Origin of the sequence: Burkholderia sp. 22088 (assembly GCF_052045915.1) — a bacterium.
Taxonomy (GTDB): Bacteria; Pseudomonadota; Gammaproteobacteria; order Burkholderiales; family Burkholderiaceae; genus Burkholderia; species Burkholderia cepacia.
On sequence record NZ_JBQEPY010000007.1, the window covers coordinates 1 to 13,814 of the forward strand.

The window sequence follows — 13,814 nt, forward strand, 5'->3', positions numbered from 1 at the left end:
CTGATCGGCGGGATCAACAAGGCGATGCACTTCGACGCAGCAATCGCGGAGCAGGCGCATTTCGGTTTGCACCCGCCCGCGTTGTGGGCTGCACTGGCGGTCGTCGTCGAGATCGGCGGTTCGCTGTGCATCGTGTTTCGCCGCTTCACGTGGCTCGGCGCCGGCGGCCTCGGCATGCTGACGCTCGTCGCGATGGCGGTGGCGAACGACTTCTGGAACCAGACGGGTGCCGCGCGTTTCATGGCGCTCAACAGCTTCTTCGAGCATCTCGGGCTGATCGCCGCGCTCATCCTCGTCACGATGCTCGGCGACGTGCGAAGCGGGGAAGGGGACGGACGAAGCTGATCGTCTGCTGTCCGGACGATTGCAGCAGGAAGGAGCGGCGATCACGAAGCACGTTCGCTCGACATGCCCGGCGCCGATGTGGGCGGGCGGTTTCCGCGCCGCACGCACGGCGTTCGCGGCGTGGCCGAAATCCGTCGCCATACCGGCGCCGCCGCTCGCGGTCGGGCCGCATGACGACACGGCGCACGTGCACGCAGCGCCCACCCGAGAAATTCGACCGTTTCACCGACAGCTTCGTCGCCACGTACGGTGGCAGCAAGTCGAAGCGGGGGCGTTTTCCAGGTGACGCCGACGTATGGTCAGACCATTTCCCGGCTCGCCTTCGCGCCGTGCCGCGCGATTTCGGTACTTGCCAATATGTGGGAAACGTCGTGCATCCGGCACTGACGTCAGCAACGGGGCACGCCCCCACCCGAACACCGGCCCATCGGCCGCACTGATCCCATTGCAGGCTGCGCAAGCGGCCACGATCCAGGCCTGCCTTCCTGATGACCGACAGCGCAAGCGGCGCCACGGTTCATCGATCCCGGCCAAACCCGCGCCCGAAACAATCGATCGAGCATGAACCGGCGTTCCGGTCAGCGCCCCGATTTGCGCGAGGTCGAGTTGCCCGCCGCCGCATGTCGCGTGGCAGGTGTCGAGTGATCGAATTCAAAATTTGTCTAGTCATCCTGGCGATTTGTCCATTCATCCTGCACCAAACGTGTGCCCGAATTCCCCGCGAAGAGGCACGTCAGAGCCCCGTATTTAGGGGATTTCCCGCGTTTACGCGGTTTTTTTTGATCAACGCTTGTCCGGCCGTTTTTCTTCTTGCATGCTTGTATAGACAAATTCCTGAGGCGTCTTGCAGACCGAAGGGATGACGAACTTCAACGCAAGGAGAAATCTCGTGAACGGCAAGCGCATCAAGTGGGCAATCAGGACGATCGGCGCGATCGCGGCGGCTGCGGCAACCCTCGCCGCGCCGGTGCAGGCAAAGGAATGGAAGACGGTGACGGTGGCGCTCGAAGGCGGCTACGCGCCGTGGAACCTCACGCTGCCGGGCGGCAAGCTCGGCGGCTTCGAACCGGAGCTGCTCGCCAACGTGTGCGAGCGGATCAAGGTCCAGTGCAACATGGTCGCGCAGGACTGGGACGGGATGATTCCGGGCCTGCAGGCCGGCAAGTTCGACATCCTGATGGATGCGATCTCGATCACGCCGGAGCGCGAGAAGATCCTGCTGTTCTCGCGTCCGTATGCGGCCACGCCCGCGACGTTCGCCGTCACCGATACGAAGATCCTGCCGAAGGCCGCGCCCGGCGCGCCGATCGTCAAGCTGACCGGCGACGCGAATGCGGACAAGGCAACCGTCGATGCGCTGCGCAAGCAGTTGAAGGGCAAGACGATCGGCATCCAGTCGGGCACCGTCTATACGAAGTTCATCAACGACGGCTTCAAGGACATCGCGTCGATCCGCGTATACAAGACGTCGCCCGAGCGCGATCTCGACCTCGTCGCCGGTCGCATCGACGCATCGTTCGACGACGTCACGTACTACGCGGCGAACACCGGGAAGAAGGAGAACGCGTCGATCGTGCTCGCGGGCCCGAAGCTCGGCGGCCCGATCTGGGGGCCGGGCGAGGGCCTCGCGTTCCGCAAGCAGGATGCTGACCTGAAGACGAAGTTTGACGCGGCGATCGGCGCGGCACTCGCGGACGGCACCGTGAAGAAACTCGCCGACAAGTGGTTCAAGACCGACGTCACGCCGTAAGCACACGCGCGGCCGCCGCTGCATGAGCGACCCGACGGTCGCGCAGCGGCGCGCATCCTGCCGATCCACTCAACGCTTGCCGGGAGGCACGCATGGCCATCCTTGAAATGCTGGGCTTCGGAACCGACGGCTGGGGCGGCGTCCTGCTGCTCGCGGCGCTGATGACGATCGCGCTGACGCTCGCCGCGCTCGCGGTCGGCGCCGTGATCGGCGCCGGCATCGCAGCCGCGAAACTGTCACGCCACCGCAGCGCGCGCGTGCTCGGCGACCTCTACACGACGGTGTTTCGCGGCGTGCCCGAACTGCTCGTGATCTACCTGTTCTATTTCGGCGGCTCGACGCTCGTCACGACCGTCGGCCAGTGGTTCGGCGCGGAAGGCTTCATCGGCGTGCCGCCGTTCGTGATCGGCGCGCTGGCGGTCGGGATGATCTCGGGCGCGTACCAGGCCGAGGTATATCGCGCGGCCGTGCTGGCCGTGTCGAAGGGCGAGCTCGAAGCGGCGCGCTCGATCGGCATGCCGCGAAGCATGGTGCTGCGCCGCATCCTGATTCCGCAGGTGCTGCGTTTCGCGCTGCCCGGCATCGGCAACGTGTGGCAACTGAGCCTCAAGGATTCCGCGCTGATCTCGGTCACCGGGCTCGCCGAGCTGCTGCGCACCAGCCAGATCGCCGCGAACTCGACGCACCAGTATTTCGTGTTCTTCGTCGCGGGCGGGGCGCTCTATCTCGTGATGACGGGCCTGTCGAACCGCGTGTTCAACCGGGCGGAAGCGATCGTCGGCCGCTCGTTCCGCCGCAATTTCGCACGCAACTGACGGAGCGATCGCATGTCCATCGATTTCGACTTTCTCCTCGACACGCTGCGCCAGCTGCTCGCGGCCGTGCCGACCACGCTCGGCCTGTTCTTCGCATCGCTCGTGCTCGGCGGCCTGCTGTCGCTCGTCATCGTCACGATGCGCGTGTCGCCGCACTGGCTGCCGAACCGCTTCGCGCGTGCGTACATCCTCGTGTTTCGCGGCTCGCCGCTGCTGATCCAGATGTTCCTCGTGTACTACGGGCTCGGCCAGTTCGGCGTGATCCGCGAGAGCTTCATGTGGCCGCTGCTGCGCGAACCGTATGTGTGCGCGGTGCTGTCCCTCGCGCTGTGCACGGCCGGCTATACGGCCGAAATCCTGCGCGGCGGCTTGATGGCCGTGCCGGTCGGGCAGATCGAGGCCGGTTATTCGATCGGCCTGTCGGGCTTCGCGCTGCTGCGTCGCGTGATCGGCCCGATCGCGCTGCGCCAATGCCTGCCCGCGTATTCGACCGAAGCCGTGCTGCTCGTCAAGTCGACCGCGCTGGCGAGCCTCGTCACCGTGTGGGAAGTGACGGGCGTCGCGCAGCAGATCATTCAACAGACCTACCGGACGACCGAGGTGTTCGTGTGCGCGGCCCTCATCTACCTGGGCCTGAACTTCATTGTCGTGCGCGTGCTCGGCGCGCTCGAATGGCGGCTGTCGGGCCACCTGCGCGCGCCGAAGCAGACCGGCGCGCCGGCCGCGGCCGCGCGCGACGCCCGACGCGTCGCGTCCTGAGCGCATCCATCCTTCCAGGAGAATCCGATGAACACCGCTGCTCCCGTTGCCCTGTCGGTCAGGAACATCCACAAGTCGTTCGGCGATCACCACGTGCTGAAGGGCATTTCGCTCGACGCGCACGAAGGCGACGTGATCTCGATCCTCGGCGCGAGCGGCTCGGGCAAGAGCACGTTCCTGCGCTGCCTGAACCTGCTCGAAACGCCCGACGACGGCACTGTCGCGCTCGCCGGCGAGGAGCTGAAGATGAAGCGCGCGCGCGACGGCAAGCTGCAGCCGGGCGACCGGCGCCAGGTCGACCGGATCCGCTCGCAGCTCGGGATGGTGTTCCAGAACTTCAACCTGTGGTCGCACATGACGGTGCTCGACAACCTCGTCGAAGGTCCGCTGCGCGTGCAGAAGCGCAGTCGCGCCGAAGCGGTCGAGGAAGCCGAGGCGCTCCTCGCGCGCGTCGGCCTCGCGGACAAGCGCGGCTACTATCCGGCGCACCTGTCGGGCGGCCAGCAGCAGCGTGTCGCGATCGCCCGTGCGCTCGCGATGCATCCGAAGGTGATGCTGTTCGACGAACCGACGTCGGCGCTCGATCCGGAACTGGTCGGCGAGGTGCTGCGCGTGATGCGTTCGCTCGCCGAGGAAGGGCGCACGATGCTGGTCGTCACGCATGAAATGGGTTTCGCACGGCACGTGTCGAACCGCGTGATGTTCCTGCATCAGGGCGAGGTCGACTCCGACGGCACGCCCGGCGACCTGTTCGGCGGCCAGTGCTCGGAGCGCTTCCGGCAGTTCGTGTCGAGCCATCACGACCGCGCCGCGAACTGAGGCCATCATGACCGTATTCCGTTCGGCAAGGCCGCTCGACTGGCGGCAGATCGCGGAGGTGGCCGCCGGCGAACCGCTGGCGCTCACGGACGAAGCGCGCGTGCGTGTCGCCGCGGCACGCGAGCTCGTCGATGAAATCGTCGCGCGCGGCATCCGCGCGTACGGCGTCAACACCGGCGTCGGCGCGCTGTGCAACGTGATCGTATCGCCGGCGCAGCAGAGCACGCTGTCGCGCAACATCCTGATGAGCCACGCGGTCGGCGTCGGCGCGCCGCTCGGCGCGGCGGAAACGCGCGCGATCATCGCGGCGGCGATCAACAATTACGCGCACGGGCATTCCGGCGTACGCGCCGACGTCGTCGACCAGCTCGTCGCACTGCTCGAACACGATTGCCTGCCGGAGGTGCCGGCGCACGGGTCGGTCGGGTATCTGACGCATATGGCGCACGTCGCGCTCGTCTGCATCGGTCACGGCCATGCGCGCCATCGCGGCGAGCGGATGCGCGGCGACGAAGCGTTGCGCCGCATCGGCCGCGAGCCGCTGGTGCTCGGTGCGAAGGAGGGGCTGAGCCTCGTCAACGGCACGCCGTGCGTGACGGGGCTGGCCGCGCTCGCGCTCGCCCGCGCGGAGCGGCTGCTCGACTGGGCCGACTGGGTCGCGGCGATGAGCTTCGAGAACCTCGGCGGACAGCTGGCATCCTTCGATCCGGCATCGCTCGCGCTACGCGTTTCGCCCGGCATCGGGCAGGTCGGCGCGCGGCTGCGCGCGCTGCTCGCCGACAGCGGGATGCTCGGCGCGGCGAGCGGCCGGCATACGCAGGATCCGCTCAGCCTGCGCACGATTCCGCATGTGCACGGCGCGGCACGCGACGTGTTCGCCGTGACGGCGGAAGTGGTCGATCGCGAACTGGCGTCCGTCACCGACAACCCGATCGTCGCCGGCACGCGCGCCGAACCGGCCGTCCATTCGCAAGCGCATGCGGTCGGCGCCGGCATTGCGCTCGCGATGGACAGCCTCGCGGCCGCGATGGCCCAGGTCGCGGCGATCGCCGAACGGCGTCTCGACCGTCTCGTCAATCCGCTCGTCAGCGGGCTGCCGGCGTTTCTCGCGACGCCGGGCGGCACATGCTCCGGCTTCATGATCGCGCAGTACACGGCAGTCGCCCTCGTCGCGCAGAACCAGCGGCTCGCGGCGCCCGCGAGCCTCGACGGCGGCATCACGTCGGGGCTGCAGGAAGATCACCTGTGCCATGCAACGCCGGCGGCGCTGAAGGCGCTCGACATCATCGAGAACACGACGCGCGTGCTCGCGATCGAGATGCTGGCGGCCGCACAGGCGTACGATCTGCAGGCGAACGGCGCGGCGCGGGCCGCGCCCACCGATACGTTGTGGCGCCACGTGCGCGAACGCGTGCCCGCGTACCAGGACGACCGGCCGCTCGCGGACGACATCGCGATCGCGACCGGCATCGTCGCGGGGATGCCGCCGCCGGTGCTGTGACGTCGGGTGACGGGGGCGGTGGCGGGTTATCTGGACATCTAATAATCATTCGGGCGAGGGCGCATGAACCATACGGAACGACACCTTTCCGCCGGGCTGGCGGTCGCGTCGGGCGACGACGTGCCGGCGCGCGCGCTGCCGGCCTACCAGCAGATCAAGCGCTACGTCGTCGAGCGGATCGCGAAAGGCGACTGGAAACCCGGCGGGGCGATTCCGACCGAAGCCGAACTGGTCAAGGAGTTCGGCGTCGCGCGGATGACGGTGTCGCGTGCGCTGCGCGAGCTGACCGCCGAGCGCGTGCTGACCCGCATCCAGGGCGCGGGCACGTTCGTCGAACGGCGGCATTACGAATCGACGGTGCTGGAAATCCGCAACATCGCGGACGAGATCGCGGAGCGCGGCCATCGGCACAGCGGGCGCGTGCTGCTGCTCGAAAACAGCGACGATACGGAGGCGATCGAAGCGCTCGGGCTGCGCTCGGGGCCGGTGTTCCATTCGCGTATCGTGCATTACGAGGACGACGAGCCGATCCAGTTCGAGGATCGCTACGTGAACCCGGCGCTGTTTCCCGCGTATCTGGAGCAGGACTTCACGGTCGAGACGCCGAATCACTATATGGTGCGGCTCGCGCCGATCCAGCGTGCGGAGTTCCGGATCTATGCGCAGAAGCCCGATGCGCAGGTGCGCCGGCATCTGGTGATGGAAATCGGCGAGCCGTGCTTGTTGCTCCGGCGGCGGACCTGGGTCGGTGAACAGGTTGCGACGTCGGTGCGGTTGTGGCATCCGGCTTCGCGGTTTCATTTGGCGGGGAGGGTGTAGGGGGCGACCGGGGTTGGCCGGAAAGTGTGCCGGTTACCAAACCGTATCGTTGGCAGACTCACGCGGCAACCCGCTGAACCGCGGGCGATCCGGAACGACCGTCACCTTTCTGTTTGTCGATGTCGAGGCCGACGGTACGCCCGCGGTTTCGCGAACCTGCGTCAGCGCATGCCGCCACTGGCGACGATGTGCTCGCCCGTCAGCCACTTTGCGTCGTCGGAAGCGAGGAAAACCGCAATCGATGCGACGTCGTCCGGTCTGCCCACGCGCCCGAGCGGCGTCTGGCTGACCGCCGAATGCTCGAACTCCGATCCGATCACCCCGGCGCTTTGCGCGCCTTCGGTCACGATCACGCCCGGATTGATCGTGTTCACGCGAATTCCTCGTGGCCCGAGTTCACGTGCGAGCGCGCCAGTGATGGAATCCACCGCGCCTTTCGTGCCGCTGTAGACGGCGGTCGTCGCCGGTGTGAGCGTCGAGACGACCGAGCTGACATTGATGATGCTGGCGCCTTCGCTGAGGTGCTGGACGGCGGCCTGTGTCGTGAGCAGGACCCCGAGCACGTTGATGTCGAACTGCCTGCGGTATTGCGCTTCCGTGAATGCTTCGATCGGCGCGAACTCGTAGACGCCCGAGTTGTTGACGAGGATGTCGAGGCGGCCGTACGTTTCGATCGCCGCATCGACGATGCCTTTCGCGTCGGCCGCCTTCGACACGTCGCCGCCCACGGCAACGGCTTTCCCACCGGCCGTGGTGATGGCGGACACGACGTCGTCCGCGCCGGCCTTGCTGCTTGCGTAGTTCACGACGACCGACGCGCCCTCTGCCGCGAGCGCCTTGGCGATGGCGGCGCCGATACCCTTCGACGCACCGGTTACAACGGCCACTTTCCCTGCAAGCTTGCCCATGATGTTCACCTCAGTGTGAATGATTCCGTTGATGGACACCGGCCTGCCGTCTCGCACGATGCGATCGCCGGTGTTTTCTGCCTATGCGGACCTGCATGCGGTCGCGATCGGTTGGCGCGGCGCGACTGGCCGGGCATCGATGCGCGAGACACGGCATCGTCAACCCGGCCATGCCGAATTGCGGATGACGGAACAGAAGTTCCCCCGATGAAAATGAGGCTCCTTGTCGGCGATCACGTCGGCTTTCACGTTGCCGAACGTGGTCTCCGGTTTGTGCTTGATGCCGTTGTAGAACGCCTGAATGATCTCTTCCTTGAAGTGCGGCGGGCGCGGATGCGCACGCGTGACGGCTTCGCGTTCCTCGTGCGAGAACGCGTGGTACGAAAGTCCGAGCACATCCATCTCGACCCCGGCGGTCACCAGTGCGACAACCGGGTGCATATGGCGCGGAATGCCGGGCGTGGTATGCAGCGCAATGGCCGTCCAGACGAGATCGATGTCGGCCGCGGTGATGCCCCGGCCCGAGAGAAACTCGCGGGCCGCATTGGCTCCGTCGACTTCGAAGCGCTCGGTGGCGCTGCTGTACGCGCCGGTGAGGCCGATGTCATGGAACATGGCGCCCGCGTACAACAGTTCCGGATCGAATTTCAGGCCGCGGCGCGCGCCCTCCAGGGCGCCGAACAAATAGACGCGGCTCGAATGATGAAAGAGCAGCGGGGTGGACGTGTCGCGCACGAACTCGGTGATTTCCCGCGCAAGCTGACTGTCGGGCACGGCGACATCCTGAATGACCTGCGACATGACGGTTCTCCATCGAAATGTGAGCGGACGCTGGCGTCGTGGCGGACGCCGCACGCGATTGGCCGGCTACTTCGTGGCAGTCGTTGCCCCGATTCTTGCCAGCGCCTCGCGAACGCCCGCGCCGTACTCGGGGTCGGCCTTCGCGCAATTGAGGATGTGGCGCTCCTGGATATGCGCGTGGACGGAGGCCATCTGGCGAGCGGTGTTGTCGAACAGCAAGTGTTGTTGCGCCTGACTCATCAGGCGAAACAGATTCCCGGGCTGCGCGAAGTGATCGACGTCCACGCGGTGGTCCCAATGTGCGGCGTCGCCTTCGATCCGCAGCGGCGGCTCGTGAAGGTCGGGCCGTACTTCCCACTCGCCGGAACTGTTCGGGTAGTAGGACGGTGTGCCGCCGAGGTTGTCGTCGGTGCGCATGGCGCCATCGCGGTGGTAGCTGTGGAAGGGGCACTTCGGCGCATTGACGGGAATGTGATTGAAGTTCACGCCCAGCCGATAACGTTGCGTGTCGCCATAAGAGAACAGCCGCGCCTGCAGCATCTTGTCCGGCGAAAAGCCGATGCCGGGCACGACGTTCGCGGGCGAAAACGCCGCCTGCTCGACCTCGGCGAAGTAGTTGCCCGGGTTGCGGTTCAATTCGAGCACGCCTGCCTCGATCAACGGGAAATCGCTTTTCGGCCAGACCTTGGTCAGGTCGAACGGGTTGAACGGCAGTGCCCTGGCCTCGTCGTCGTTCATCACCTGAATGAAGAGGGTCCAGCGCGGGAAGTCGCCGCGTTCGATGCTTTCGTAAAGGTCGCGGCCATGCGTTTCGCGATCCTTGCCCACGAGCTGTTCGGCTTCGCCGTCGGTCAGATTCGCGATGCCTTGCTGCGTACGGAAGTGGAATTTCACCCACGTCCGCCGATTGTCGGCATCGACGAGGCTGAACGTATGGCTGCCGAATCCATGCATGTGCCGATAGCTGCGCGGTATGCCCCTGTCGCTCATGACGATCGTGACCTGGTGAAGCGCTTCCGGCAGGAGCGTCCAGAAGTCCCAGTTGCTGTTTGCGCTGCGCAGTCCCGTGCGCGGGTCGCGCTTGATCGCGTGGTTGAGATCGGGAAAACGCAGCGGGTCACGGAAAAAGAACACGGGCGTGTTGTTGCCCACGATGTCCCAGTTCCCTTCTTCCGTATAGAACTTCACCGCGAAGCCGCGGATGTCGCGCTCGGCATCCGCGGCGCCGCGCTCGCCGGCGACGGTCGAAAAGCGCATGAATACCGGCGTTGCCTTGCCGATTTCCGAAAAGAGTTTCGCCTTGGTGTAGCGCGTGATGTCGTGCGTCACCGTGAATACGCCGTGCGCGCCCGATCCTTTGGCGTGCATGCGTCGTTCGGGAATGACCTCGCGGTCGAAGTGCGCGAGTTTCTCGATCAGCCAGATATCCTGCAGCAGCGCGGGACCGCGCGGGCCGGCCGTTTCGATGTTCAGATTGTCGGCAACGGGTGCACCCGTTGCGTGATCAAGACGCGTAGACGTATCGCGATTCTTCATGCGTCGACTCCAGGAGGGTTGGGCGGACCGGCGCAGCGCCATGCCGTTTCGGGCAGGCGGCCGCGCGAGGCTTGACGGGCAAATCAACGTGCTATCTCGGCAGGTGCGCCGAAATGAAACGGCCGGACCGCGATGGCCACCCGTTCACCGAGTGACGAGCCACGGAGGCATCGACGAGTCGATGTGAGAGAAGCGTACCTGCGGGGTGACCGCGCGATCTTGTATAAAACAACGATTCGTTGGACGATTCGCGGGCGACCGTCGCATACCGGGGGGCAGTGGCTGAATTCGGATCAGGAGGCGGCGGATCGAGCTGACACACATGCGCCGCCCGTGACGTTTGCACCTGTCCGGTGCTATCGGTTCCGCTGCGCCCAGTCTTTCGGCCCGCATCCCTCGAGACGCGAGAACACGCGCGAAAAATGACTCTGGTCGAAAAATCCGCAGTCCGATGCGATGCTGGCCAGGCTTGCATCGGTTGCCCGCAACAGCGATTTCGCGCGCTCGATACGGCGCTTGAGCAGCCACTGATGAGGCGTGCTGCCGGTGGTCTGCTTGAAGGCTTCGCCGAAGTAGCTGGTGGAGAGATTGCACTCGCGTGCGAGATCGGCGATCGACGGATTGTCGTGCAGGTGGGACGCGAAATAATCCTCGATGCGCCGCATCTGCCAAGGAGCGAGTCCGGAGCGGCGTGGCCGGAGCACCGGATCGGCTCGGCCATAGCGTGTGACGACGTGTTCGCAAAACGCCAGCGCGAGGTAATCGATGAACAACGCGCTCGTCAGGTCGGGCTGCTGCAGGACTGTCTGCAGCGTATGCGACAGACTGAACAGCACCGGGTCGCTGGCGCCGAGATGCGGCTGCACGAGTCCTCCTATGCGCCGGCGCCGCTTTTGATCGGTGAACTCCTCGATCGCACCCTGGGCCAGATAGAGCCGCATGGTATCGAACGGCATGTCGAGACGGCGCGTCGGGCTCGCGCGCAGGTCGAGCAGATAACAGCTGCCGGGGCTGCTCGATGCGGAAGCATCGAGGTTGCCGCTTGAATAACGGAGGCCGGGATCGGGGCCGAGTATCAGCGGCATCTGGAAGACGAAGGCTTCCTCCGGTTGCGGCGTGAGCGAGCGCCCCGGTTGGGGCCGCGGGTTGATCAACCGGGTGAACGAGATCGGTTGCCCGTGGGAGAAAACGCCGGCCCGTACGGTGGGCGCATCTCGCAGGAGAAACCGTCTGGCAAGCGTGTCGTCTGCAACGGGTTGCCCGAAATCGACAGGATCCTTGTCGTTCATTCATCGCGCCCTGAAGTGCGCCCGTTCGGGCGTGGTGTGCCTTTACCCGACGGCGTGTTCAAACGAAATCTGGCCCAATTTAGCGCAATTCGATGACGGCCGCGCAATGGGTGTTGTGACGCGCGAGACGCTGTCCGATTGCGGGCGCGACGCGCACTGCAATGGCGCGGTACGCACTCGCGCGAACCCGGAAAGTGCGCGGGTTTCGTTGCGCGCGCCAATGCTGGGCGGCTTCGTCAGCGTGAAGTCAGCGACGTCTGCCCGACGTGCGATGCCGGATCCCAGCCGCCGCCGAGTGCCTTGAACGTCGAGATCGCCGCACGCGCGGATTCCGTTTGTGCTTGCGCACGGGCGTCGGCGGCCTGGAGCAGCGTCTCGTTGGCGTGCAATACGTCGATGAAACTCGCCGCACCGCTGCGGTACGCGGTCATCGACGCATCCTTGGCGCGGGAAAACGACGACTCGGCATGCGACAGCGTGGCCGCCTGCGCCTGTCGGTTCACCAATGACGAGAGCGAGTTTTCGACGTCCTCGGACGCGCGGAGTACGGCCTGCCGATAGGCCGCGAGCGCTTGCGCGTCGGCGCCTTTCGCCGCTTCGACATCGGCACCGATGCGCACGAAATCGAACAGGCGCCAGCGCAGCCCGACGAGGCCGGCCGCCTGGTTGGCGCCGCCCGAGAACAACGTACCGGTGGCGGCGGAGGTCGCGCTGCCGAGGAAGGCGTTCAGCGAGACCGTCGGGTAGTACTCGCCGATCGCGGCGCCAATGCGCGCATTGGCCGCAGCGAGGTGACGTTCGGCGGCGATCAGGTCGGGACGTCTTTGCAGCAGATCGGCCGGCGTGCCCATTTCCGCGAGCGACGGCGCAACGGGGATCAGGGACGGCGGGCTCAGCTCCGCGCGGTGCGTGCCGGGAGGGGAGCCGAGCATCACGTCGAGGGCGTTCGACGCTGCATCGAGCGCCGCGAGCAGGACGGGCACGCCGGCCTGAACCTGGTCGAGCGCACCCTGCGCCTGCTGAACCTGATAGTCGGCCGCCGCGCCTTTCGAATACAGGAGTTTCACGTCCGAGAGCAGCGCCTGCTGCGTCTGCACCTGCCGGGTCGCGATGTCCAGACGGGCCTGGAGCCCCCGGATCGTGACGTAAATGTCCGCGGTCTGGGCCGCGACGGCAAGGCGAGTGGCGACCGCCGCCGCCTGCGTCGCCGAGTAATCGGCGAGCGCGGCTTCACGCTGACGGCGCAGACCGCCAAAGATGTCGATCTCCCAACCGGCCTCCAGGTTGGTTTCGTACTCGGTGCCCCAGCGCGAGTAACCCGGCGTGGCATTGAGCAATTGTCCCAGCGGCGTGTCGACGGACTGATAGGCGCGTGCGGCCGACGCGGAAACCGAGGCCGACGGAAGAAGCGCCGCGTTGGCCGTGCCGAGGCGCGCACGCGCCTGAGTAATTTGCGCAACGGCCTGGGCCAGGTCCAGGTTCTGCGCCAGCGCCAGCGATACGTAACGCGTGAGCAGCGGGTCGTTGAAGCTTTCCCACCACGCGGACAGATCGGCAACCGGAGCCTTTGCCGTGCCGGCGGGCGGCTGGGTCATGTAGTGCTGCGCCAGCGGCGCATCCGGGCGGTGGTAGTCGGGACCCACGGCGCACGCCGAGAGGGCGGCGACGCTGGTCAGGAGAACAAGTGAACGGTGCAGGGGCATGATCATTTCGGGAGCGCAACGGTGAGCGGATGTTGTGACCAATATACAATATGGTCACACGTTGTCAACTCGCGAGTGAGGGGCTAAGCTTGAGACATGAACAAACCGACTCCCTCCGCCTCCCCGTCCCGCGGCCCCTCGGACCACGAAGTTCGCGCCCAGATCGTCGACGCCGCAACGGAATACTTCAGCCGCTACGGCTACGAAAAGACCACCGTTTCCGACCTTGCGAAGGAAATCGGGTTTTCAAAAGCCTATATCTACAAATTCTTCGATTCCAAACAGGCGATCGGTCAGGTCATCTGCGCGAATCGCCTCGCCGCGATGATCACCGCCGTCAGGGAAAACATCGACGGCGTACACAGTGCGACGGAAAAATTTCGCCGTATGTTCAAGACCTTGCTTTCATCCGGAAGCGAGCTCTTCTTCCAGGATCGCAAGCTTTACGACATCGCCGCCGTGTCGGCCGCATCACCCTGGCCATCGGTCCAGGGTTATGAGGACCAGATCCGGCAACTCGTCGCCGAGATCCTGCGGCTCGGGCGCGAAACCGGCGAATTCGAACGCAAGACCCCGCAGGACGAGGCGGTGAACGCGATCTTCCTGGTGATGAAGCCCTATTTCAATCCGCTGCTGCTCCAGTACAACCTCGAGGGCGCGGAAGAGGCGACGACCCAACTTGCGAACCTGGTACTCAGAAGTCTCGCTCCATGAATCTTGTTGTGACTGTTGACTGAATTGGTCACCGGTATCAGAATGAGGGCTCCTG

The 13,814-nt window shown here is 65.6% G+C and carries 13 protein-coding genes; 8 read left to right on the forward strand and 5 right to left on the reverse strand.

All coding sequences use genetic code 11. From position 1 onward, the window contains the following. The 7 genes from ACTJLD_RS14820 to hutC all read left to right on the forward strand — a co-directional run. Nucleotides 1-345, forward strand: a 345-nt coding sequence (locus ACTJLD_RS14820) for a DoxX family protein (RefSeq protein ID WP_440659155.1), incomplete at its 5' end; no start/stop codon positions are given. A gap of 859 nt (nucleotides 346-1,204) precedes the next feature. Then, nucleotides 1,205-2,095 (forward strand): transporter substrate-binding domain-containing protein, encoded by an 891-nt coding sequence (locus ACTJLD_RS14825; RefSeq protein WP_217445044.1) that lies wholly within the window; start codon nucleotides 1,205-1,207, stop codon nucleotides 2,093-2,095. A gap of 92 nt (nucleotides 2,096-2,187) precedes the next feature. Then, nucleotides 2,188-2,910 carry an ABC transporter permease gene (locus tag ACTJLD_RS14830; protein ID WP_440659156.1) on the forward strand — a complete coding sequence of 241 codons (723 nt, stop codon included), beginning with the start codon at nucleotides 2,188-2,190 and terminating at the stop codon, nucleotides 2,908-2,910. Between the two features lie 12 nt (nucleotides 2,911-2,922). After that, nucleotides 2,923-3,669 (forward strand): ABC transporter permease, encoded by a 747-nt coding sequence (locus tag ACTJLD_RS14835; protein WP_027792650.1) that lies wholly within the window; start codon nucleotides 2,923-2,925, stop codon nucleotides 3,667-3,669. Between the two features lie 27 nt (nucleotides 3,670-3,696). After that, complete coding sequence (locus ACTJLD_RS14840; protein ID WP_021158296.1) at nucleotides 3,697-4,488, forward strand: ABC transporter ATP-binding protein; 792 nt, start codon at nucleotides 3,697-3,699, stop codon at nucleotides 4,486-4,488. A gap of 7 nt (nucleotides 4,489-4,495) precedes the next feature. Beyond that, complete coding sequence (locus ACTJLD_RS14845) at nucleotides 4,496-5,989, forward strand: HAL/PAL/TAL family ammonia-lyase (RefSeq protein ID WP_440659159.1); 1,494 nt, start codon at nucleotides 4,496-4,498, stop codon at nucleotides 5,987-5,989. 63 nt (nucleotides 5,990-6,052) lie between these two features. After that, on the forward strand, nucleotides 6,053-6,808 hold the full coding sequence (hutC, locus tag ACTJLD_RS14850; RefSeq protein ID WP_176115141.1) for a histidine utilization repressor: 756 nt from the start codon (nucleotides 6,053-6,055) through the stop codon (nucleotides 6,806-6,808). A gap of 161 nt (nucleotides 6,809-6,969) precedes the next feature. Here the strand turns inward: hutC and ACTJLD_RS14855 are convergent, their stop codons facing one another. From ACTJLD_RS14855 to ACTJLD_RS14875, 5 genes are all read right to left on the reverse strand, one after another. Continuing rightward, nucleotides 6,970-7,716, reverse strand: coding sequence for an SDR family NAD(P)-dependent oxidoreductase (locus ACTJLD_RS14855; RefSeq protein WP_021156917.1), 747 nt, complete (start codon nucleotides 7,714-7,716; stop codon nucleotides 6,970-6,972). Nucleotides 7,717-7,875: 159 nt separating this feature from the next. After that, nucleotides 7,876-8,517 (reverse strand): HD domain-containing protein, encoded by a 642-nt coding sequence (locus ACTJLD_RS14860; RefSeq protein WP_021156918.1) that lies wholly within the window; start codon nucleotides 8,515-8,517, stop codon nucleotides 7,876-7,878. Between the two features lie 66 nt (nucleotides 8,518-8,583). Further along, on the reverse strand, nucleotides 8,584-10,053 hold the full coding sequence (locus tag ACTJLD_RS14865; RefSeq protein WP_027792655.1) for a catalase: 1,470 nt from the start codon (nucleotides 10,051-10,053) through the stop codon (nucleotides 8,584-8,586). A gap of 356 nt (nucleotides 10,054-10,409) precedes the next feature. Beyond that, nucleotides 10,410-11,342, reverse strand: a complete 933-nt coding sequence (locus ACTJLD_RS14870) for a helix-turn-helix domain-containing protein (protein WP_124547165.1) — start codon at nucleotides 11,340-11,342, stop codon at nucleotides 10,410-10,412. A 236-nt stretch (nucleotides 11,343-11,578) separates the two neighbouring features. Then, complete coding sequence (locus ACTJLD_RS14875) at nucleotides 11,579-13,045, reverse strand: efflux transporter outer membrane subunit (protein ID WP_059699641.1); 1,467 nt, start codon at nucleotides 13,043-13,045, stop codon at nucleotides 11,579-11,581. Nucleotides 13,046-13,141: 96 nt separating this feature from the next. Here ACTJLD_RS14875 and ACTJLD_RS14880 point away from each other — a divergent pair, with 96 nt between their 5' ends. Further along, the gene (locus ACTJLD_RS14880) at nucleotides 13,142-13,759 is read left to right on the forward strand and encodes a TetR/AcrR family transcriptional regulator (RefSeq protein ID WP_021156923.1); all 618 of its coding nucleotides are present in this window, start codon (nucleotides 13,142-13,144) and stop codon (nucleotides 13,757-13,759) included. Nucleotides 13,760-13,814: the final 55 nt, after the last annotated feature.

Excerpts from the sequence above, each read along its gene's own strand:
- ACTJLD_RS14825 (WP_217445044.1), top strand. The coding sequence starts at position 1,205 with ATGACGAACTTCAACGCAAGGAGAAATCTCGTGAACGGCAAGCGCATC.
- ACTJLD_RS14830 (WP_440659156.1), top strand. The coding sequence starts at position 2,188 with ATGGCCATCCTTGAAATGCTGGGCTTCGGAACCGACGGCTGGGGCGGC.
- ACTJLD_RS14835 (WP_027792650.1), top strand. The coding sequence starts at position 2,923 with ATGTCCATCGATTTCGACTTTCTCCTCGACACGCTGCGCCAGCTGCTC.
- ACTJLD_RS14840 (WP_021158296.1), top strand. The coding sequence starts at position 3,697 with ATGAACACCGCTGCTCCCGTTGCCCTGTCGGTCAGGAACATCCACAAG.
- ACTJLD_RS14845 (WP_440659159.1), top strand. The coding sequence starts at position 4,496 with ATGACCGTATTCCGTTCGGCAAGGCCGCTCGACTGGCGGCAGATCGCG.
- hutC (WP_176115141.1), top strand. The coding sequence starts at position 6,053 with ATGAACCATACGGAACGACACCTTTCCGCCGGGCTGGCGGTCGCGTCG.
- ACTJLD_RS14855 (WP_021156917.1), bottom strand. The coding sequence starts at position 7,716 with ATGGGCAAGCTTGCAGGGAAAGTGGCCGTTGTAACCGGTGCGTCGAAG.
- ACTJLD_RS14860 (WP_021156918.1), bottom strand. The coding sequence starts at position 8,517 with ATGTCGCAGGTCATTCAGGATGTCGCCGTGCCCGACAGTCAGCTTGCG.
- ACTJLD_RS14865 (WP_027792655.1), bottom strand. The coding sequence starts at position 10,053 with ATGAAGAATCGCGATACGTCTACGCGTCTTGATCACGCAACGGGTGCA.
- ACTJLD_RS14870 (WP_124547165.1), bottom strand. The coding sequence starts at position 11,342 with ATGAACGACAAGGATCCTGTCGATTTCGGGCAACCCGTTGCAGACGAC.
- ACTJLD_RS14875 (WP_059699641.1), bottom strand. The coding sequence starts at position 13,045 with ATGCCCCTGCACCGTTCACTTGTTCTCCTGACCAGCGTCGCCGCCCTC.
- ACTJLD_RS14880 (WP_021156923.1), top strand. The coding sequence starts at position 13,142 with ATGAACAAACCGACTCCCTCCGCCTCCCCGTCCCGCGGCCCCTCGGAC.